At 71.3% G+C, this 20,498-nt stretch carries 18 protein-coding genes and 1 pseudogene; 10 read left to right on the top strand and 9 right to left on the bottom strand.

Features of this window, described 5'->3' with window-relative positions; all coding sequences use genetic code 11:
* A complete protein-coding gene (locus G6038_RS15390; RefSeq protein WP_165038710.1) occupies nucleotides 1-852 on the bottom strand; it encodes an alpha/beta fold hydrolase in 852 nt (283 codons plus the stop codon).
* Nucleotides 853-861: 9 nt separating this feature from the next.
* Nucleotides 862-1,893: a patatin-like phospholipase family protein gene (locus tag G6038_RS15385; protein ID WP_165038709.1), complete on the bottom strand. Its 1,032-nt coding sequence runs from the start codon at nucleotides 1,891-1,893 to the stop codon at nucleotides 862-864.
* 174 nt (nucleotides 1,894-2,067) lie between these two features.
* Here G6038_RS15385 and G6038_RS15380 point away from each other — a divergent pair, with 174 nt between their 5' ends.
* The 3 genes from G6038_RS15380 to G6038_RS15370 all read left to right on the top strand — a co-directional run bounded on the left by G6038_RS15380 (nucleotide 2,068) and on the right by G6038_RS15370 (nucleotide 3,195).
* A complete protein-coding gene (locus G6038_RS15380) occupies nucleotides 2,068-2,412 on the top strand; it encodes a PASTA domain-containing protein (RefSeq protein WP_165038748.1) in 345 nt (114 codons plus the stop codon).
* A 107-nt stretch (nucleotides 2,413-2,519) separates the two neighbouring features.
* Nucleotides 2,520-2,903, top strand: a complete 384-nt coding sequence (locus tag G6038_RS15375) for a phage holin family protein (protein ID WP_165038708.1) — start codon at nucleotides 2,520-2,522, stop codon at nucleotides 2,901-2,903.
* An 85-nt stretch (nucleotides 2,904-2,988) separates the two neighbouring features.
* Nucleotides 2,989-3,195: a PspC domain-containing protein gene (locus G6038_RS15370; protein WP_029545293.1), complete on the top strand. Its 207-nt coding sequence runs from the start codon at nucleotides 2,989-2,991 to the stop codon at nucleotides 3,193-3,195.
* 99 nt (nucleotides 3,196-3,294) lie between these two features.
* Here the strand turns inward: G6038_RS15370 and G6038_RS15365 are convergent.
* Nucleotides 3,295-4,055: pseudogene (locus G6038_RS15365) on the bottom strand (LysR family transcriptional regulator).
* An 84-nt stretch (nucleotides 4,056-4,139) separates the two neighbouring features.
* On the opposite strand from G6038_RS15365, the gene G6038_RS15360 reads away from it, so the two are divergent.
* A complete protein-coding gene (locus G6038_RS15360) occupies nucleotides 4,140-5,129 on the top strand; it encodes a bile acid:sodium symporter family protein (RefSeq protein WP_346772827.1) in 990 nt (329 codons plus the stop codon).
* A 1,187-nt stretch (nucleotides 5,130-6,316) separates the two neighbouring features.
* On the opposite strand, the gene groL is transcribed toward G6038_RS15360, so the two are convergent.
* From groL to htpG, 4 genes are all read right to left on the bottom strand, one after another.
* Nucleotides 6,317-7,942, bottom strand: a complete 1,626-nt coding sequence (groL, locus tag G6038_RS15355; protein ID WP_006932397.1) for a chaperonin GroEL — start codon at nucleotides 7,940-7,942, stop codon at nucleotides 6,317-6,319.
* A gap of 249 nt (nucleotides 7,943-8,191) precedes the next feature.
* Entirely contained in the window at nucleotides 8,192-8,719 is a 528-nt protein-coding gene (locus G6038_RS15350) for a DUF6764 family protein (protein WP_165038707.1), read from the bottom strand.
* Between the two features lie 109 nt (nucleotides 8,720-8,828).
* Nucleotides 8,829-9,605, bottom strand: coding sequence for an HAD-IIA family hydrolase (locus G6038_RS15345; protein WP_165038706.1), 777 nt, complete (start codon nucleotides 9,603-9,605; stop codon nucleotides 8,829-8,831).
* Nucleotides 9,606-9,728: 123 nt separating this feature from the next.
* A complete protein-coding gene (htpG, locus tag G6038_RS15340; protein WP_165038705.1) occupies nucleotides 9,729-11,660 on the bottom strand; it encodes a molecular chaperone HtpG in 1,932 nt (643 codons plus the stop codon).
* Nucleotides 11,661-11,872: 212 nt separating this feature from the next.
* Here htpG and hutU point away from each other — a divergent pair, with 212 nt between their 5' ends.
* Genes hutU through G6038_RS15320 form a run of 4 tightly spaced genes read left to right on the top strand, consistent with a single transcriptional unit; the run spans nucleotide 11,873 to nucleotide 17,012 of the window.
* Nucleotides 11,873-13,555 (top strand): urocanate hydratase, encoded by a 1,683-nt coding sequence (gene hutU, locus G6038_RS15335; RefSeq protein ID WP_165038704.1) that lies wholly within the window; start codon nucleotides 11,873-11,875, stop codon nucleotides 13,553-13,555.
* Between the two features lie 4 nt (nucleotides 13,556-13,559).
* On the top strand, nucleotides 13,560-14,744 hold the full coding sequence (hutI, locus tag G6038_RS15330; RefSeq protein WP_165038703.1) for an imidazolonepropionase: 1,185 nt from the start codon (nucleotides 13,560-13,562) through the stop codon (nucleotides 14,742-14,744).
* Nucleotides 14,741-15,736 (top strand): formimidoylglutamase, encoded by a 996-nt coding sequence (gene hutG, locus G6038_RS15325; RefSeq protein ID WP_165038702.1) that lies wholly within the window; start codon nucleotides 14,741-14,743, stop codon nucleotides 15,734-15,736. The genes hutI and hutG overlap by 4 nt, the downstream gene beginning before the upstream one ends.
* 37 nt (nucleotides 15,737-15,773) lie before the next feature.
* Nucleotides 15,774-17,012: an FAD-dependent oxidoreductase gene (locus G6038_RS15320; protein ID WP_165038701.1), complete on the top strand. Its 1,239-nt coding sequence runs from the start codon at nucleotides 15,774-15,776 to the stop codon at nucleotides 17,010-17,012.
* 3 nt (nucleotides 17,013-17,015) lie between these two features.
* On the opposite strand, the gene hutH is transcribed toward G6038_RS15320, so the two are convergent.
* Both hutH and G6038_RS15310 read right to left on the bottom strand, forming a co-directional pair.
* Complete coding sequence (gene hutH / locus G6038_RS15315) at nucleotides 17,016-18,563, bottom strand: histidine ammonia-lyase (RefSeq protein ID WP_165038700.1); 1,548 nt, start codon at nucleotides 18,561-18,563, stop codon at nucleotides 17,016-17,018.
* Nucleotides 18,564-18,726: 163 nt separating this feature from the next.
* Entirely contained in the window at nucleotides 18,727-19,251 is a 525-nt protein-coding gene (locus G6038_RS15310) for a PadR family transcriptional regulator (RefSeq protein WP_165038699.1), read from the bottom strand.
* 111 nt (nucleotides 19,252-19,362) lie between these two features.
* Here G6038_RS15310 and G6038_RS15305 point away from each other — a divergent pair, with 111 nt between their 5' ends.
* Together G6038_RS15305 and G6038_RS15300 are read left to right on the top strand one after the other, a co-directional pair.
* Entirely contained in the window at nucleotides 19,363-19,875 is a 513-nt protein-coding gene (locus G6038_RS15305; RefSeq protein WP_165038698.1) for a DUF1707 domain-containing protein, read from the top strand.
* Nucleotides 19,876-19,927: 52 nt separating this feature from the next.
* On the top strand, nucleotides 19,928-20,395 hold the full coding sequence (locus G6038_RS15300; protein WP_165038697.1) for an SRPBCC family protein: 468 nt from the start codon (nucleotides 19,928-19,930) through the stop codon (nucleotides 20,393-20,395).
* Nucleotides 20,396-20,498 lie beyond the last annotated feature (103 nt).

The raw sequence follows: 20,498 nt of genomic DNA, 5'->3' as shown, positions 1-20,498 counted from the left end.
TCACCGGTCCTTCAACCAGGCGGCGATCCGCTCGACGGTGTCCGCGTTGTCGCGGATCCATCCGTTGTGCCCCAGCGGCCGGGACTGGTGCCACGTCGTCACGTCGGCGGCGGGCATCTTCTCGAGCAGGTGCCGGGCGGCGGGGACGGGCGTCATGTCGTCGCCCTCGACGGTGACGGACAGCACCGGCAGGCTCAGCTCGGCGAGCCGCTGCTCGTAGTCGACGTCGGCGCCGCGGGGCTCGAAACGTCCGCTGCGGGCCAGGCGCGCCCAGTCCGAGATGAGCAGCCGGGACTGACGGCCGAAACCGGCGACGTCGAACCGATCGCCGGGCCAGAACCCGGCGACGCTCGCGGTGATCGACATCGCCGCGGACCCGAGGAGCAGACCCGGCCCGCGGATGCCCGCGTGGTGGCGGTAGTAGGGGGTGCCCGCGGCGACGAGGACCAGCCCGCCGAGCCGTCCGGGATTGCGGGCGGCATAGAGCGCCCCGAGCTGACCGCCCATCGAATGCCCCAGGAGGTACGGGGTGGAGTCGAGGAACCGTTCGTGTACCACCTCGAACATCGCCGGCAGGTCGACGGCCGCCAGTTCCTGGTACCCGTAGTCGCTGTCGGGTCCGGGACGGGGGCGGCTGTCGCCCTGCCCGGGCAGCTCGCAGAGCGCGGCGTCGAACCCGTATCCGGTGAGCGCCTCGGCGAAGGGCTCGTAGTAGCCCGCCGGGATGCCGAGGCCGGGCAGGATCACCACCACGGGCCGCGGCACGTCGATGCGGGCCGGTTGTTCCGGACCGGGAAACAGGCGGACCGGTGTCGTCGTGCCGCCCGGCAGCTGGATCGGTACGGTCTCCACCGGCTCAGCCTAGGCGGTTCCGGCGTCCGGGTCAGCCGGTTCGGCGACCGGCGCGGCACCGAGCCCCGCGGCGTCGAGGGCGGACTCCGTGAGGCTGCGGCCGAGCGCGATCATCTCCGCCGCGCGGTGGAAGTCGAGGCTGCGCCCCGACTTGCGCGGAATGCGGATGAGCACGTCCGGCGGGTACCCGGCGAGCTGATACCGGGCCAGGGCCGACTGCATCAGATCGAGCGAACGGTTCATCACCTCGAAGCGGCTGAGCTTCGGGACCGGTACCGGATCGTCGACGACCTCGGTCTCCTCGAGCGCCACGTCCGCCGCGGCATCGCTGCGTGCCACCTGCGCGCTGCCGAACCGCCCGACCACCGAGCGGACGACGTCGCGCTCGAGCAGTTGCGCGGCGCTGCGGCGGAAGCGGCCGATCCACTCGTCGACCGGTCGCGGCTCCGCACTCGCGTGGGCCGGGGCGCCGCCCTCGACGTCGCGCTCCTCCGCCCCGAGACTGACACCGATGGTGACGTCGGCACCGGCGGCGAGGATCGGGGCGAGCGGCAGCGGATCGAGGATTCCACCGTCCGCGAGCACCCGCCCGTTGAGCACGTACGGGGTGATCACGCCGGGGATCGCGATGGAGGCGCGGATCGCCACGTCGACGGGGCCGCGCTGGAACCACACGGACCGGCCGGCGGCCAGGTCCGTCGCGACCGCCGTGTACGGGATCCGCAGCCCCTCGATGGGGGTGTCGCCGAGGATCTCGCGCACCTTGTCGAGGATCTTCTCGGCGTGGATGGCGCCCGGCGCGGACAGCGACACGTCGAGCAGGCGCAGCACGTCGAGCTGGGTCAACGACGTCGCCCAGCGGGTGTAGTCGTCGAGCTTGCCCGCCGCGTACAGCCCGCCGACGAGCGCACCCATGGACGAGCCCGCCACCCCGGTGATCTCGAAGCCGCGTTCCTCGAGCACCTCGATCACGCCGATGTGGGCGTAGCCGCGGGCGCCCCCGCTGCCCAGGGCAAGCGCCACCCGCGTCGGTCCGGCCATGCACAGATCCTACGGAGCACGGCGCACGCGAACCCCGAGACGAAAGATCAGGGTGCGGATCGGGGCGTCACCCGATGCGGAGCCGGCCCGCCGGTCGGCACGCTGAAAGGCATGACATCCACCACGAGCAGTTCCCACTTCGTTCCCGAAAAATCCCACCGTGGAAGGGGTTTGCTGCACACCTCCGTCACCGCGGCCGTGTGCGCGGCGGCCGCGTCGGTGCTGCTGGGCGCCGGGACGGCGGTGCTGCTGGGCGCCGGGACCGCGGCGGCCCAGCCGGCTCCGAACGTGGTCGGCATGAGCGAACACAGCGCCCGGGCCGCGCTCGAGGCGCAGGGCGTGCCGTACGGCGTGGTCAACCGCGCCGGCACGGCGTCCGGCGACTGCCACGTGACCGAACAGCGCGACAGGGGCTACCGCACCGAGATCGACATGCGGTACAACCACGACAAGGACGAATTCGAGCGCGTCGAGACGCAGGTTTGGCGGGGCGTGGGCCTGGCGGTGGTCTGCATCTGACGAGTTCTCGCGCCGACGATCCGGCGCCTCGAGGCGGGCCGGGATTCCGGCTCGCCTCGTCGGCTTTTCGGTTCACCGTCCCGGCCGGCGGAGGATACTCTCCTGGCATGGTCCGTCTGCTCGCGTCCGCGGTCGTCGCACTGCTCGCCAACGCACTGGCGCTGCTCGTCGGTGCCTGGGTCCTGCCCGGCATGACGCTCGACAGCGTCGCCTTCGTCATCGCCGTCGTCCTGTTCACCGTGGCCGCGATGCTCGTCGACCCTCTGCTGCGCCAGCTGGCGGTGACCAAGACCCCGGCGCTCCTGGGCAGCAGCGCGCTCATCTCGACGTTGGTGGCGCTGATCGTCACCTCGCTCGTCAGCGACGGCCTGCAGATTCGGGGTGTGGCGACCTGGATCCTCGCGACGGTGATCGTGTGGGCCGTCGCGCTGATCACCCGGATGCTGCTGCCCCTGGTGATCTTCAAGAAGACGCTCGCCAAGCGCCGCTGAGGACGAACCCCGAGACGAAAGATCAGGGTAGGAATCGGGGCGTCACCCGATGTGGCCGGCAGGCCCGCGGCGGCACGCTTGTCGCATGACATTCGAGAACAGCACCCCCGGTCCCCGTCCCTTCGCCCGTTCCCGCTCGCAGCGCATGCTCGGTGGCGTGTGCGGCGGTCTCGCCGAGTACTTCGGCATCGACGTCAATCTCGTCCGCGCCGGCGTGGTGGTCGCGGCGTTCGTCACCGGAGGCGGTGCGGCGCTGGTCTATCTGGCGCTGTGGATGCTGCTGCCCGAGTGAGTGGGACGAGCTCACCACAGTCCCCTGCAGCGTGCGAGTCCCCTGCAGCGTGCGCCCGTTCCGACCGGCGAAGCGGGCGCACGCTGCGCGCGACGGCGGTCAGCCGTCCCGGCCGAGCCGATCGGCGTTCGCGAGGATCACGGCACGCAGCGCCCGCTCGGGTTCGTTGAGGACCGAACGCCGCGACAGCAGCACGAACTCGACCTCCCCGGCGTCGGGCAGCCGTCCCGCGCGCACGGGAACGAGCCCCGCCGGCGGCAGCCGGGCGGCGTGGAGCACGACGCCGAGCCCGGCGAGGACGGCTGCGCGCAGGCCGTTGAGGCTGTCGGTGGTGCAGGTGATGCGCGCCCCGAGTCCGGTGCGGCGTGGAACACCAGCCGGTCCCGGAAGATCAGTTCCCCGTGTCGTTCCCCCGGCCGGCGCTTGCCGAAGGCCAGGTCGAGGTCCCCGTCGTCGAGGCGCCGATGCAGGTCCTCGCTCAGCGCGACGGTGAGCTCGAAATCCACCCGGGGATGACTGCGCCGGAACTCCGCGAGGATGGCGGGCAGTTCGTGCAGCACCAGATCCTCCGAGGCCCCGAAGCGCAGCCGCCCGCTGATCGGCGACTCCGAGAAGTACCGCCGGGCCGCGTCGTGCCGATCGAGGATGTCCCGGGCGAAGCCGAGCATGGCTGCGCCGTCGGCGGTGAGATCGACCGCGTGGGTGTCCCGCAGGAACAGTCGGCGTCCGGCGGCCTGTTCGAGCTTGCCGACGTGCTGACTGACCGTGGACTGGCGCAGGCCGAGTCGTCGCGCGGCAACAGTGAAGCTGCGGGCGCGTTCCACGGCCAGGAAGCTGCGCAGGTGGACGGGATCGAACACCCCGGTATTCACTCACGATTCGTGATTACAGTAATCGCGGTGATCGGTTTCCTGGATGGGCGTGCGGTGGCCTAGCGTCGACTCGTGTTCTCCAGGATCCCCGTGCTCGGACGCCTCGACCCCTTCCTCGTCGGCATCCTCGCCACCGTTGCGATCGCGGCGCTGCTGCCGGCCGAGGGCACGGCCCTGACGGCCTTCACGTGGGCCTCGAAGATCGCCATCGGCCTGTTGTTCTTCCTCTACGGGGCTCGCCTGTCCACGCACGAGGTCCTCGAAGGCCTCGAGCACTGGCGCCTGCACCTGACGATCCTCGCCACCACGTTCGCGGTGTTTCCGGTGCTCGGTCTGGCGACGAAGGTCCTCGTGCCGGCGGTCCTGACCGAGCCGCTGTATCTCGGGGTCCTCTACCTGTGCCTGCTGCCCTCGACGGTGCAGTCGTCGATCGCGCTGGTCTCGGTGGCCCGGGGCAACATCCCGGGGGCGGTCGTCTCCGCCAGCGCGTCGAGCCTGCTCGGCATCTTCGTCACGCCGCTGCTCGTCGCGCTGACGATGACCACGCAGGGCGTGACGTTCAGCGCCTCGGCGGTGCTCGACATCGTGCTCATGTTGCTGGTTCCGTTCCTCGTCGGCCAGCTCGTGCGCCGCTGGATCGGCGGGTGGGTCAAGGCCCACGGCAGGCCGCTGAAGATCGTCGACCGCGGTTCGATCCTGCTCGTCGTGTACGTCGCATTCAGCCGCGGCATGAACGAGGGCATCTGGTCGAGCCTGTCGCCCGCGCGGCTGCTCGCCCTCGTGGGTGTGTGCCTCGTGCTGCTCGCACTGGTCCTGGCGATCACGTGGTTCGGCGCACCGCGCCTGGGCTTCTCCTACGAGGACCGCGCGACGATCCTGTTCTGCGGCTCGACGAAGTCGCTCGCCACGGGCCTGCCGATGGCGACGGTGCTGTTCCCGGGCCAGCCGATCGGGCTGATCGTCCTGCCGCTCATGTTGTTCCACCAGATCCAGCTGCTGGTGTGTGCCGCGATCGCGGCGCGGCTGGCGAAGCGGGCGGTCGCGCCGGCCGTCGCGGTGTGAGCCGGACGGACACCTCACGGCCGCAGCCGCAGCGGCGGAAGATCCTGCGGCTGCGGCTGCGATTCGACTGCGGTCTCGGGCCCGGGACTAGTCCGCGCTGCCGGAGCCGAGGTCGGCGATCAGTTCGAGGATGGGCGTGATGAGGTCGAGCAGGCTGCCGATCATGATCTTCTCCGTCCGGGTGGTGGGTGGTCCCTAGTCGTCGCCGGCGCTCAGCGAGTCCAGAACCTCCAGCAGATCGAAATTCTCGAGTACCCAGCCGATGATGTCCGCGAGAGAACCCATGGCGACTCCTCCTTGATTTCGTCGGTGTCACGGATGCGCGGTTCGGAACTGCGACCGCGACGCCATTGTTACAACATGTCACGAGCCGGGAACGCAGAAATCGGAAAAATCACCCTGTCGACCGGAACGGATCGGTCGCACCGGAAACCCCGGACAGCACTCGGCCGCAGCGACGACGTGTGCCGCTGCGGCCGAGCGCTGTGGATCGAGGCGGCTCGAGAAGAGAAACCCTCCGACTCCCTCTCGGGCCGACGATCAGCTCACAGCCTGCTGGGTGGTCTCACCGGCCTCCGCGCTGCCCGTGCCGAGGATGTCGGCGAAGTCACCGAAGGCCTCCAGCAGGAGGTTGAGAATGTCCTGGACGGATCCGAGCATTGTTCGACTCCTTTGTCTCGTGTTCCTCGGCCGGCCGGAATTTCCGGCCCGCCGTTTCTGCACGCGACCGGATCGTTCCCGATCACAATTCCGAGTGTGGCACGGGCTCCGCGAATTACGCGCTCCGAGTCGGCGAATTCAGGGCGTGAGACAATTCACACCGCGGAAATGCAGCCCTGCTGCCGATGGATTTCCACGGCATTTGCGCAGGTGCAGGCCGCAAACTCCCCGTTGCGCACAGAATTCCGCAGTGCGAGTGCAGAAAAACGGAATGTTCAACGAAAAGAATTGAGTACCCAGCCGCCCGGGAAACGCCGCGCAGCCGTCCCGAACTGCACTCCCGCGCTCGGCGCGGCGGAACATTTCCCCGTTTCCCGGCGCCGGCAGGCATTCCTGCATCCAGCGGAACTTCGCGTACGCCGGTGCCTGCGCACCCCGGCGCTCGGCTCGGCGGGGCCGAGTCCTCGACGCCACGAGGCCCGGCCCCACCGAAGTGGAACCGGGCCTCGAAGACGGTCGGGGGTGGATCAGAAGTCCATGCCACCCATGCCGCCGGTCGGGTCGCCGGCGGGAGCGGCGGCCTTCTCCGGCTTGTCGGCAACGACAGCCTCGGTGGTCAGGAACAGGGCCGCGATGGACGCCGCGTTCTGCAGCGCCGAGCGGGTGACCTTGACCGGATCGTTGATGCCGGCAGCCAGCAGGTCCTCGTACTCGCCGGTGGCGGCGTTGAGGCCGTGGCCGGCGGGCAGGTTGCGAACCTTCTCGGCGACGACGCCGGGCTCGAGGCCGGCGTTGAAGGCGATCTGCTTCAGCGGGGCCTCGAGGGCAACCTTGACGATGTTGGCACCGGTGGCCTCGTCACCCTCGAGCTTCAGGTCGTCCAGAACCGGCGCGGCCTGCAGCAGCGCGACGCCACCACCGGCGACGATGCCCTCCTCGACCGCAGCCTTGGCGTTGCGGACGGCATCCTCGATGCGGTGCTTGCGCTCCTTGAGCTCGACCTCGGTGGCGGCACCGGCCTTGATGACCGCAACGCCGCCGGCCAGCTTGGCCAGACGCTCCTGCAGCTTCTCGCGGTCGTAGTCCGAGTCCGACGCCTCGATCTCGGCGCGGATCTGGTTCACGCGACCGGCGATGGCGTCGGCGTCGCCGGCACCGTCGACGATGGTGGTCTCGTCCTTGGTGACGACGACCTTGCGCGCACGGCCGAGCAGCTCGAGACCGGCGGTCTCGAGGGAGAGGCCGACCTCTTCGCTGATGACCTCGCCGCCGGTGAGGATGGCGATGTCGGCGAGCTGGGCCTTGCGGCGGTCACCGAAGCCGGGGGCCTTGATGGCGACCGACTTGAAGGTGCCACGGATCTTGTTGACGACCAGGGTGGACAGAGCCTCGCCCTCGACGTCCTCGGCGATGATCGCCAGCGGCTTGCCGGACTGGATGACCTTCTCCAGCAGCGGCAGCAGGTCCTTGACGGTCGAGATCTTGCCCGACACGAGCAGGATGTAGGCGTCCTCGAGCACGGCCTCCTGACGCTCGGCGTCGGTGGCGAAGTACAGCGAGATGTAGCCCTTGTCGAAGCGCATGCCCTCGGTCAGCTCGAGCTGCAGGCCGAAGGTGTTGGACTCCTCGACGGTGATGACGCCTTCCTTGCCCACCTTGTCGATGGCCTCGGCGATCAGCTCACCGATCGCGGGGTCGCCCGCGGAGATGCCGGCGGTGGCTCCGATCTGCTCCTTGGTCTCGACCTCCTTGGCGGTGTCGAGCAGCTTGGCGGTGACGGCCTCGACGGCCTTCTCGATGCCGCGCTTGAGGCCGAGGGGGTTCGCACCGGCGGCGACGTTGCGCAGACCCTCGCGCACCAGCGCCTGGGCGAGCACGGTGGCGGTGGTGGTGCCGTCACCCGCGACGTCGTCCGTCTTCTTGGCAACTTCCTTGACCAGCTCGGCGCCGATCTTCTCGTACGGGTCCTCGAGCTCGATCTCCTTGGCGATGGACACACCATCGTTGGTGATCGTGGGGGCGCCCCACTTCTTCTCGAGCACGACGTTGCGACCCTTGGGCCCCAACGTCACCTTGACAGCGTCGGCGAGGCTGTTCAGGCCCCGCTCGAGGCCGCGACGGGCCTCTTCGTCGAACGCGATGATCTTGGCCATTGCGAAGTGATCCTCCGGATATGGGGGTGACACGCAGGGCGACCGCTCGTCGGGTCGCCCCATGTACGCCTTCGGCCGGAAGCAGTGCCCGCGACGGACGACCAGGGGTGTCGATATTCCCGGCCTCACCGTCCCGACCTGGCACTCACGTGTTGCGAGTGCCAACAGCATTCTTAGCACTCGCGGGTGGCGAGTGCAAGGTCTGGAGCACCCGCCACCCCCGTCGCGCAAGACCGGTCCGGTGTGTCCTCAGCGACGCGTGGAACCGACCCCGACGGCGCACCACTGACCGGTGGCCGTGTTGACAGCGAACGACTGCGGGCCGACGCAGGTCACCCCGGTCGGATCGGCCGTCGCCCCCGACCCCCAGCCCGCGACCGACACCGTCGTCACCGGGCCCTGCGCCGAGGAATGGCTCAGTCCGCCGCCGAGGGCGTACGCGTAGGAGCGGCCACCGTTCCGGGCGCCGCTCAGGGCGGTCCCGAACCCCGTCGCGTGGGCCTCGGCCGCGCCGGCCGTCTGCGCCGCCGACACCGCGGTGCCGCTCTCGGAGGCGAAGGAGTGGGCCGTGCCGCCCTCGGTGGCCGTCGCGCCGCAGCTCGCGGCGTCGGAGACCAGGATCTCGTCGGCCGACGGCGGCGACACGCACGTCACCGGCGCCGCCGTGGCGGTACCCACGCCGAGCAGGGCGGCCGACGCGACGCCGAGGGCGGCGACGACACCGGCCCGGAGGAGGCGGCGGGGGACTACGACGGCACGAATGGATCGGATGGACAACAAGGTCTCCTCTGCACTGGGCCGGGACTCGCTGGGCTCGGATGCCCGGACGGGGGCGACTCCCCCGGCGGCGAGGGTACCGGTCACACCCGCCCGGAGCGAGACGGCGTCACAGCGTGTCGAGGAGCTCCGGCAGGGCGGCGACCGAATCGATCACCCGATCGGGACGCTCGACCGCGAGGTCGAGCACCGACTGCCGAAACTTGCCGGTACGCACCAGGATTCCGGTCATTCCGAGGCGCTGGCCGGGGATGACCTCCGCATGGAGATCGTCGCCCACCACGGCCATCCGGTCCGGTTCGGTGCCCATCAGCTCGGCCGCGGCGAGAAAGCCCCGCATCGACGGCTTGCCGACCGCGACGACGGTCTGCCCGGTGAGTTCTTCGAGGCCGGGCAGGTACACGCCGGTGTCGATGCGCAGACCGTCCGCGGACTGCCATGTGGAGCCGCGGTGCATCGCGACCACCGGCACCCCGTCGAGCATGAGTTCGGCGACGCGGCTGAGGGCGCGGTGGCTGAACTCCGGCCCGGCCCCGCCGAGCACGACCACCTCGGGATCGCCCTCGTCGCGCACGATGCCCTCGAGGTCCGCCTCCACGTCGCCGTGGTTGAGCACCCAGCAGCGCCGGTCCGGGTAAGTCTGGCGCAGGTACTCGGCGGTGAGGGACGCGGCCGTCACGATCTCGGCGGGCTCGACCGGCATGCCCAGCCCGGTGAGGGTCTCGGCGATCTGCGCGCAGGTCCGCGACGTGGTGTTGGTCAGAAAGGCCCGATGCACCCCGCGCTCGCGGAGCCCGGCGAGCACCTCGGCGGCGCCCGGCACGGGCTCCCACGACGTCACGATCACGCCCTCGATATCGAACAACACCCCGTCCACGCCGGCCATGGTGTGAGCCTATCGGGTCGCCGCACCCCCACCGCGCACGGACCGAATGTCACACCGCCTCGATTCGATCGACGCGATGTGACATTCGGCCGGAGAGGCGGGGGTTGGTCGGAGCGGCGAGGGCTACAGCGTGCGCGCGAGACGATCGGCGAGCAAGCGGGCGAACGCCGCCGGGTCGGCTAGTTCGCCACCCTCGGCGAGCAGCGCGGTGCCGTACAGCAACTCGGCGGTCTCGCCGAGCGTCGGGTCGTCGGCGCGCCGGGTGTGCGCGTCGCGCAGCGCCGTGACCAACGGGTGGTCCGGGTTGAGCTCGAGGATGCGCTTGGTGTGCGGGACGGGCTGGCCCGACGCCCGGTACATCCGCTCGAGGGCGGGCGACATGGCGAACGTGTCGCCGACGAGGCACGCGGGCGACGTGGTCAGCCGCGACGACAGCCGCACCTGCTTCACGTGCTCGTCGAGCGTCTCGCCGAGCCACGACAGCAGGTCGGCGTACTCCTTCTCCCGTTCCTCGCGCTCGGCCTCCGCGGCCTTCTTCTCGTCCTCGGTACCGAGGTCCACCTCGCCCTTGGCGATCGACTGGAACGGCTTGCCCTCGAACTCGGGTACGGACCCCACCCACATCTCGTCGACCGGGTCGGTGAGCAGCAGCACCTCGAAGCCCTTGGCGCGGAAGGCCTCCATGTGCGGGGAGCTCTCGATCTGCTGCCGGGACTCGCCGGTCATGTAGAAGATCTCGTCCTGGCCTTCCTTCATCCGCGAGACGTACTCGGCGAGCGTCGTCGTCGAGTCCTCGCTGTGCGTGGACTCGAAGGAGGACACGGCGAGCAGGGTGTCGCGGTTGTCGAAATCCGAGAGCAGACCCTCCTTGAGGACCCGGCCGAACTGCGACCAGAAGGTCCGGTACTTCTCCTTCTCGGAGGTCGCCATGTCCTGGATCGTGGACAGGACCTTCTTGGTGAGCCGCCGGCGGATCGCGCGGATCTGCCTGTCCTGCTGCAGGATCTCGCGCGAGACGTTGAGCGACAGGTCCTGGGCGTCGACCACGCCCTTGACGAACCGCAGGTACTCCGGGATCAGCTCCTCGCAGTCGTCCATGATGAACACGCGCTTGACGTAGAGGTGGATCCCGGTCTTGCGCTCGCGCATGAACAGGTCGAACGGCGCCTGCGACGGGATGAACAGCAGCGCCTGGTATTCGAATGTGCCCTCGGCCTTCATCGGGACGACCTCGAGCGGCTCGTCCCACGCGTGGCTGACGTGCTTGTAGAACTCGCTGTACTCCTCGGCGGAGACGTCGTCCTTCGAGCGCGCCCACAGCGCCTTCATCGAGTTCAGGGTCTCCGTCTCGCGGATCACTTCGGCGACGGACCCCTCCCCCTCGGCGGGCTTGGTGTGCTCGACCTGCATCCGGATCGGCCAGGCGATGAAATCCGAGTAACGCTTGACGATCTCCTTGATCTTCCACTCGGCCGTGTAGTCGAACAGATGATCCTCGGCGTCCTCCGGCTTGAGGTGCAGCGTCACCGACGTGCCCTGGGGTGCGCCCTCGACCGTCTCGATCGTGTAGGTCGACTCGCCGCTGGACTCCCACCGGGTGCCGTCGTGCTCGCCGGCCTTGCGGGTCAGCAGGGTCACCTTGTCGGCCACCATGAAGGTCGAGTAGAAACCGACCCCGAACTGGCCGATGAGTTCCTCCGGCGCAGCCGACTCCTGCGCCTCGCGCAGCTTGCGCCGCAGTTCCGCGGTGCCCGACTTCGCGAGGGTGCCGATCAGGTCGACCACCTCGTCCCGGGACATGCCGATGCCGTTGTCGCGGACGGTGAGGGTGCGCTGCTCCTTGTCGATCTCGATCTCGATGTGCAGATCCGAGGTGTCGACCTGCAGGTCCTTGTTGCGGAACGCCTCGAGCTTGAGCTTGTCCAGCGCGTCCGACGAGTTGGAGACGAGTTCCCGGAGGAAGGTGTCCTTGTTCGAATACACCGAATGGATCAGCAGATCCAGCAGCTGGCGCGTCTCCGCCTGAAACTCGAGCTGTTCGATACCCGTGGTCATGGATGGTTCCCTTCGACAGCAGAACGTTCGACGAAATCGTACGACCGCGCCGTCCCGCTGTTCCACGGGGCTGCCGGGCGGGCCGCAGCCGGCCGCTCGGTCTCGGATCCGACACATCCGCCCGGACCGGTTGTCGCGGGGTGGTCCGCCGCAGTGTCATGGGAATGAGTCGCGACGCCGGCGCGCCTCGCCCGGTTTCGAGAGGAGGCCCCATGGCCACCGGAACAACCCCCTCCGCCCTCCCGGGCCCGCGGCCCGTGCGCGCCCCGCGCGGTCCGGAGCTGCGGTGCCGGGGCTGGCAACAGGAGGGCGCGCTGCGCCTGCTGATGAACAACCTCGATCCCGACGTCGCCGAACGGCCGGACGAGCTGGTGGTCTACGGCGGCACCGGGCGGGCGGCCCGCAACTGGGCCGCATTCGACGCGATCGTGCGGACCCTCGAGACCCTCGGCGGCGACGAGACGCTGCTCGTGCAGTCCGGCAAGCCCGTCGGGGTGCTGCGCACCCACGAGTGGGCACCGCGCGTGCTGCTGGCCAACTCGAATCTGGTCGGCGACTGGGCGAACTGGGAGGAGTTCCGCCGCCTGGAGGCGCTGGGGCTGACGATGTACGGGCAGATGACCGCCGGGTCCTGGATCTACATCGGCTCGCAGGGAATCCTGCAGGGCACCTACGAGACGTTCGGGGCCGTCGCCCGCAAGCGGTTCGGCGGCAGCCTCGCCGGCACCGTCACCCTGACCGCGGGCCTGGGCGGCATGGGCGGGGCGCAGCCCCTGGCGATCACGATGAACGAGGGCATCGCGATCTGCGTCGAGGTCGACGAGACCCGGGTCGACCGCCGGCTCGCGCAGGGTTTCCTCGACGCCAAGGCCGACAGCGTCGAGGCGGCGCTGGCCTCGGCGCTCGCGGCACGGCATGCGCGCGAGCCCCGCTCGATCGGGGTGGTCGGCAACGCCGCCGACGTCGTGCCGGCGCTGCTCGCGATGCAGGCCCCCATCGACATCGTCACCGACCAGACCTCCGCCCACGACCCGCTGTCCTACCTGCCGCGCGGGGTGACGGTCGAGGAGTGGCACACCCTCGCGGCGAAGGACCCCGTGTGGTTCACCGAGCAGGCCCGCCACTCGATGGCCCGGCACGTGGAGGCCATGGTCGGGTTCCTCGATCGCGGCGCCGAGGTGTTCGACTACGGCAACTCCATCCGCGACGAGGCCCGCAAGGGCGGCTTCGACCGGGCATTCGCGTTTCCCGGCTTCGTACCCGCGTACATCCGTCCGCTGTTCGAGGAGGGCCGCGGACCGTTCCGATGGGTCGCGCTGTCGGGAGATCCCGCGGACATCGCAGCCACCGATCGGGCCGTGCTCGAACTGTTCCCCGAGAACGAGCATCTCGCCCGATGGCTCACCCTGGCCGGGCGCGCGGTGCCCTTCCAGGGGCTGCCGGCCCGCATCTGCTGGCTCGGCTACGGCGAACGGGACCGGGCCGGGCTGAGGTTCAACGAGATGGTCGCCGCCGGAGAGGTCTCCGCTCCGATCGCCATCGGCCGCGACCACCTCGACGCCGGGTCGGTGGCCTCGCCGTACCGCGAGACCGAGGCGATGGCCGACGGTTCGGACGCGATCGCCGACTGGCCGCTGCTCAACGCCCTGGTCAACACGGCCTCCGGCGCGTCGTGGGTGTCGATCCACCACGGTGGCGGGGTCGGCATCGGCCGGTCGCTGCACGCCGGACAGGTGTGCATCGCCGACGGCACCGATCTCGCCGCGCGCAAGCTCGAGCGGGTGCTGACGAACGACCCCGGCACCGGCGTCCTCCGGCACGTCGACGCCGGGTACCCCCGGGCCGCCGAGGTCGCCGCGCGCCGCGGACTGCGCATCCCGATGCGGGAGGGCTGACGTCGTGTCGCCCGGACGGAACTGGACACTGCTCGACAACATCGGCTGCCTCGTCACGAACGACCCGGAACTCGACCGGGGGCCGCTGGGGGTGCTCGTGGACGCCGCGGTGGTCGTCGGCGAGGGTCTGGTCCGGTGGGTGGGGCCGGGCGACCGGATCCCCGAGGGGGCCGCCGCGGACCGGCACGACCTGCAGGGCCGCGCCGTGCTGCCCGGATTCGTGGACAGTCATGCGCATCTCGTCTTCGCCGGCGAGCGCGCCGAGGAATTCGCCGCCCGCATGGCCGGTGCCCCCTACACGGCGGGCGGCATCGCCACGACGATCGCGGCGACCCGCGCGGCGACCGATCGCGCGCTGGCGGCGACGGTGTCGCGGCTCGTCGCCGAGGGCTGGCAATCCGGGACGACCACGGTCGAGTGCAAGTCCGGGTACGGCCAGTCCGTCGCCGACGAGCTGCGCAGCCTGCGGGTCGCCGAGGTGTTCACGCCGGAGACGACGCTGCTCGCCGCGCACTCCGTGCCGCCGGAGTTCGCGGGCCGCCCCGACGACTACGTCCGGCTGGTGTGCGAGGAGATGGTCCCGGTGTGCGCGCCGCACGCGAAGTGGATCGACGTGTTCTGCGAGCGGGGCGCGTTCGACGCCGACCAGTGCCGGGCGGTGCTGCAGGCCGGGATGGCGCACGGCCTCACCCCGCGGGTGCACGGTAATCAGCTCGGTCCCGGGCCGGGCGTCCAGCTGGCGGTGGAGCTCGGTGCGGCCTCGGTGGACCACGTCACCTACACGACGGCGGCGGACGTGGCGGCGCTCGCCGGCTCGGGCACGGTGGCGACGCTGCTGCCGGGCGCCGACTTCTGCACGCGCAACCGGTATCCGGATGCGCGGGCACTGCTGGACGCGGAGGTGACCGTCGCGCTGGCCACCGACTGCAACCCCGGCACCTCCTACACCACGAGCATGCCGTTCTGCATCGCGCTGGCGGTGCGGGAGATGCACATGAGCCCGGAGGAAGCGGTCCGCGCGGCGACCGCCGGGGGCGCCGCGGCGTTGCGCCGCGACGACGTCGGCGTCGTCCGGGCGGGCGCGCGGGCAGATCTGATCGCGTTGGACGCCCCGTCGTACCTGCACCTGGCATACCGCCCGGGAGTGCAGCTGATCCAGGAGGTCTGGCAGGAAGGACTGCTGATGTGACGATTCCGGTCGACGTGCCGCCGGCGCCGTGGACAGGCCGCGACGACGGACCCGGTCCCGAGCACCTGCGCTGGCACGATGTGGTCTCGCCGCTGCCCGTGGACGCCGCGCGGGCGCAGGTCCTGCTCGGATTCCGCAGCGACGAGGGCGTGCGCCGCAACCAGGGGCGGGCCGGCGCGGCGGACGGGCCGATCGCGTTGCGGCGTGCCCTGGCGTCGCTGGCGCTGCCGGCGCCGGCGACGATCCACGACGCCGGCGACATCGCGGTGCACGGCGGCGCCCTCGAGGACGGGCAGCGCCGGCTCGGCGCCGCGGTCACCGCGCTGCTCGACGCGGAGCATGCGGTGGTGGTCCTCGGCGGCGGGCACGAGGTGTCCTTCGGCAGCTACCTGGGCTGGGCCGGGTCCGCGGCCGCGCGGGCCGGGACCCGCTGGGGCGTGCTGAACCTGGACGCGCACTTCGACCTGCGGGCGGCGCCCGTCGCCACGTCGGGCACCCCGTTCCGGCAGATGGCCGAACGCGAACGCCGACTGGGCAGGTCGCTGCGCTACGCGGTGGTGGGCATCGCGCAGCCGAGCAACACGGCCGCGCTGTTCGCCGCCGCGGACGAGCTCGGGGTGCGGTACCTGCTGGACGACGAGTGCCGCGCGGCGAACCTGCCCGTCGTGGAGACGTTCGTCGAGGAGTTCGTCCGCGCGGTGGACGCGGTGCACCTGACGGTCGACCTCGATGTGCTGCCCGGCTGGGTGGCGCCCGGGGTGAGCGCCCCGGCGGCCTGCGGGGTCGCGTTCGAGGTGGTGCAGCACGTGTGCGACGTCGTGGCGCGCAGCGGCAGGCTCGCGCTCGTCGACGTCGCCGAGCTGGCGCCGGCCGTCGACGTCGACGGGCGCACGGCCCGGGTGGCGGCCCGGCTGATCCACCGGATCGTCACGGGGCGGCCGGCGGGCGACCACCCCCGGTTCGCGACCACCGAGCCCGGCGACGGTCCATGATGGAGGTGATGGGGTACCTCGAGATCGGGAGTGCGTCATGGCGATTCGTCGGGTGGTCGTCGTCGGGGCGGGCTTCGTCGGGTTGTCGGCGGCCTGGTTCCTGCAGGAGCGCGACGTCGAGGTCACGGTGCTCGACCGCGCCGGTGTGGCCGCCGATGCGTCGTGGGGCAACGCGGGCTGGCTGGCCCCCGCGCTGACCCTGCCGTTGCCGGAGCCGGCGGTGCTGCGGTACGGGATCCGTTCGATGCTCACGCCGTCGTCCCCGGTGTACGTGCCGCCCGCGATCGACCTGCGGTTGTGGCGGTTCCTGGCGGGATTCGCGCGGCACTGCACCGCCCGCCGGTGGCGGGCGGCGATGGCGGTGTTCGCCGAGGTGAACCGGAGGGCGCTCGGCGCCTACGACGATCTGGCCCGCGGCGGTGTCGTCGAGCAGACCCGCCCGGCGGATCCGTTCCTGGCGGCGTTCGCGTCCGAGGACGACCGTCGCGTGCTCGTCGAGGAGTTCCGGCAGGTGGTCGCGGCGGGCGGCGAGGTGGATTTCGACCTGCTCGACGGGGACACGATCCGCACCCTGGAGCCGCTGCTCGGCGACGGGGTGCGGGCCGGGATACGGCTGCGGGGGCAGCGGCTCGTCGACCCGCCGCGGTTCGTCGCCGCGCTGGCGGAGTCGGTGCGCGACCGTGGCGGTGAGGTCGTCACCGGGTTCGAGGTGCGGGCGGTCCGGGACGGCGCGCGGGATGTGCGCGTGGTGGGCACCGGCGGCGGGGACCGGGTGGCGGATGCGGTGGTGCTGGCCACCGGGGCCCGGCTGAACGACCTGGCCCGGCCGTTCGGGGTCCGGATGCCGGTCCAGGCCGGTCGCGGCTACAGCTTCAGTGTGCGCCCGGCGGACCTGCCGAAGAACCCGATCTACTTCCCGGCGCAGCGGGTCGCGTGCACGCCGCTGCGCGATCGGTTCCGCATCGCCGGGATGATGGAGTTCCGCCGGCCCGACGCCCCGCTCGACCCGCGACGGATCCAGGCCATCGTCGACGCGGCCCGGCCGCTGCTGACCGGCGTCGACTGGGCCGCCCGGGCGGAGGAGTGGGTGGGCTCGCGCCCCTGCACCCCGGACGGTCTGCCGCTGGTCGGGGGCACCCGCTCCGCGCGCGTGTTCGTCGCCGGCGGTCACGGCATGTGGGGGGTGGCGCTGGGCCCGCTGACCGGCCGCCTGCTGGCCGACGCGATGACCGGTGCGCCCGCGGCGGTGCCGCGGCCGTTCGACCCGCTCCGCTGACGGTCAGTCCAGGGCTCCGATCGCGGATTCCGCCGCGGCGACGAGTTCTCCGCTCACGGCGAGCCGGACCGCGGCCTCGATCTCCGGGGCGAGATGCCGGTCCGGGCCGGGACCGGCCACGTGCCGGCGCAGCGCGGCGACCACCGCACCGGTGCCGGGGGCCGGGGTGAGCGGGGCGCGCAGGTCCAGTGCGCGTGCCGCGGTGAGGGCCTCGATGGCCAGGACGCGCGTCAGCGCGCCGAGGCCGCGGCGCAGCTTGCGGGCGGCGGACCAGCCCATCGAGACGTGGTCCTCCTGCATGGCCGAGGACGGGATCGAGTCGACGGCGGCGGGCACGGCGAGGCGCTTGAGGTCGGCGACGAGCGCGGCCTGGGTGTACTGGGCGATCATGTGCCCGCTGTCGACGCCGGGGTCGTGGGCGAGGAACGGCGGCAGGCCGTGGCTGCGGGCCACGTCGAGCAACCGGTCGGTGCGGCGCTCGCTGATGTTCGCGACGTCGGCGACGACGACGGCGAGGAAGTCGAGGACGTACGCCAGCGGGGCGCCGTGGAAGTTGCCGTTCGACTCGATCCGGCCGTCGCGGGTGACGACCGGGTTGTCGATCGCGGCCGCGAGTTCGCGCCCGGCGACCTGTTCGGCGTGGGTCAGGGTGTCGCGCGCCGCCCCGGCGACCTGCGGGGCACACCGCAGCGAGTACGCGTCCTGCACCACCGGGCAGTCCGGTGTCCGGTGGCTGGCCACGACGGCGGAGCCGGCGAGGAGCCGGGTCATGTTGGCGGCGGCCACCGCCTGACCGGGGTGCGGCCGCAGTGCGTGCAGGTCGGCGGCGAAGACCCGGTCCGTGCCGAGCAGCGCCTCGACGCTCATCGCGGCCGTGACGTCGGCGAGCCGCAGCAGGGCGCGCAGATCGTGACAGGCGAGGACCAGCATGCCCAGCATCCCGTCGGTGCCGTTGATGAGGGCGAGCCCTTCCTTCTCGGCGAGCACGACGGGCTCGAGGCCCGCCGCGGCGAGGGCCTGCGCGGCCGGCACGAGCGTGCCCGCGGCGTCGCGGACGTCGCCCTCCCCGGTGAGGGCGAGGGCCACGTGGGCGAGCGGCGCGAGATCCCCGGAACAGCCGAGGCTGCCGTGCTCGGGCACCACCGGCGTGATTCCCGCGCTCAGCATCGCGGCGTAGGCCGTGGCGGTCCCGGGGCGAACCCCGGTGTGCCCGGTGGCGAAGGTGGACAGGCGCAGCAGCATCATCGCGCGGACCACCTCTCGTTCCACCTCGGGACCGGCCCCGGCGGCGTGGGACCGGATCAGGCTGCGCTGCAGATCGATTCGCGATTCCGGAGGAATGTGACGGGTGGCGAGCGCCCCGAATCCGGTGGTGATGCCGTACGCGGGCCGGGGGTCGCGGGCGAGCGCGTCGACCACGGCACGGGCGGCGCCGATGAGGGCGAGCGCGTCCGCAGAGAGCCGGACCGCCGCACCGGACCGCGCCACGCGCAGGACGTCGTCCGTCGAGACGGGACCGATCCCGACGACGACCTCCTCGACCACGGCCACCTCCCGATCGATACGCGTTATCCGGATTGTGTCCCCGGCACCGGCCGGCGCGCCGCGGAATCGGGTCGAGGAGGCCGGCTTCGCACCGGATCGCGGTGACCGCTCGCCGGGACCGGCCGCTGCCGTGTCGATCGCCGGGTGGGCACGGCCCCACGCCTCCGGTTCACGAGTCCGGCCCCAGCGTGTCCGCCACCCGGCCGAACCACTCGAGCACGGCCCGTTCGTAGACGATGCCGAAGTCCAGGGTCGCCGACGAGTACGGGTCCGCACAGTGCTCGGCGGCGGCGCGCTCGTAGTCGGCGAGCCGGCGTTCGTGGGCGGCGCGGTGGACGGCGAGCATCTCGGCCAGCCTGCCGGGCGGCAGGTGCCTGCCGAACGCGACGGTGAGCAGCAGCGGGTAGCGGATGTTCTCCGGTCCGGGTTCGCGCTCGATCCACTCGGCGAATGCGGCGCGACCGGAACCGGTGAGCGCGAAGGGCTTGCGATCACGCGGGCCCACCTCGCCTGCCTCGACGAGACCGGCCCGTTCCATCGCGGCGAGTTCGCGATACACCTGACTGGTCGTGATCGACCAGAATTTCCCGATCCGCTCCTGCGCGGTCACCACCAGATCCCATCCCGTCTTCGGACCGTCGTGCAGGAATCCCAGCAGCGACGCCGCGGTCGCATTGAGCGGACGGTCGAGCATGGCGGATACCTTTCGCAGGGGGTTGACATTCCACTGTGGCATATCCACCATGGTGGTAGCGACATTCCACTGTGGAATCTCAGTGGTCTCGACCCTCCGCAGGAGGCAGCGATGGAATACGTCAACGGTGTCCGGATCTCCGACTCCGAACGCGAGCGGCTCGTCGGCGAGCTGGGCCGGCACCTCACCGCCGGCCGGCTCACGATCGGCGAGTTCGACCAGCGGGTCGGCGAGGTGTACCGGTCCGTCACCACGGACGAGGCGCACCGGGTGCTGAGCGACCTTCCGGCGATGTCCCCGGCCCCACCCGCACCCACGCCCGTCCCGGTTCGCACCCCGGACCGCCGGCTCCCCTTGCATCAGCGGATCGAGTGGGTAGCCTGGGCCGCGGCCGGGACGATCAACCTCGCGATCTGGGCGATCGTGTCGATCGCCGTCGGCGCGGCCGTGTACCCGTGGCCGGTCTGGGTGATCGGGCCGTGGGGCCTGGTGCTGCTCGCCCGGACCCTCACCGGACGGGAAGGCACCGACCGCCGGGCGCGTCCCGGCCGGGGCCCGGTGCGGCCCCTCCCCACGGTCGGGGGGTGCACGTCCGGGTGGCGGCCGTCACAGACTCGGCTATGATCGACCGGAAGTATTTGTAACTCGCGGTTACGCGAAGGATCAGGGAGGCCCCGTGTCGAAGACCCTCGAAGCCACCGTCGAGATCGCCGCATCGCCACAGCAGGTGTGGCATGTGATCTCCGACCTGAAGCGGATGGGCGAGTGGAGCCCGCAGTGCCGGAAGATGGCCGTGCTCGGCGGACCCGTCGGAGTCGGGACCACGACGATCAATGTCAACCGCAAGGGCCTGCTCGTGTGGCCCACCACCGCCAAGGTGCTCGCCTTCGAGCCGGGGCGCCTGCTCCGCTTCCGGGTCAACGAGAACCGCACCGTCTGGTCGTTCACCCTCGAACCCACCGACACCGGCACCCGGGTGATCCAGCGACGGGAGGCGCCCACCGGCACCAGCAAGGTCTCGCAGTTCCTCATCGACAAGGTCCTCGGTGGCGCGACCGCCTTTGACGACGACATGGCGGTCGGCATGAACGCCACCCTCGCGCGCATCAGGAACGAGACGGAGGGCGCAGCCCTCGCGCGGTGACCCTCCTCGCGTAGGCTGTGATAGCCCGCGGGCCGCACGCCCGCGGGTCACACCGCGCGACACTAAGAGGAGCCGTGGCCCGAAAGCCCACACCCCCCGGAAC

The sequence above is a fragment of the Rhodococcus sp. 14C212 genome (assembly GCF_011058195.1).
Lineage (GTDB): Bacteria > Actinomycetota > Actinomycetes > Mycobacteriales > Mycobacteriaceae > Rhodococcus > Rhodococcus aetherivorans.
The sequence above is the reverse complement of the archived record's forward strand: the minus strand, read 5'-3'. Positions and strand labels throughout refer to the sequence as shown.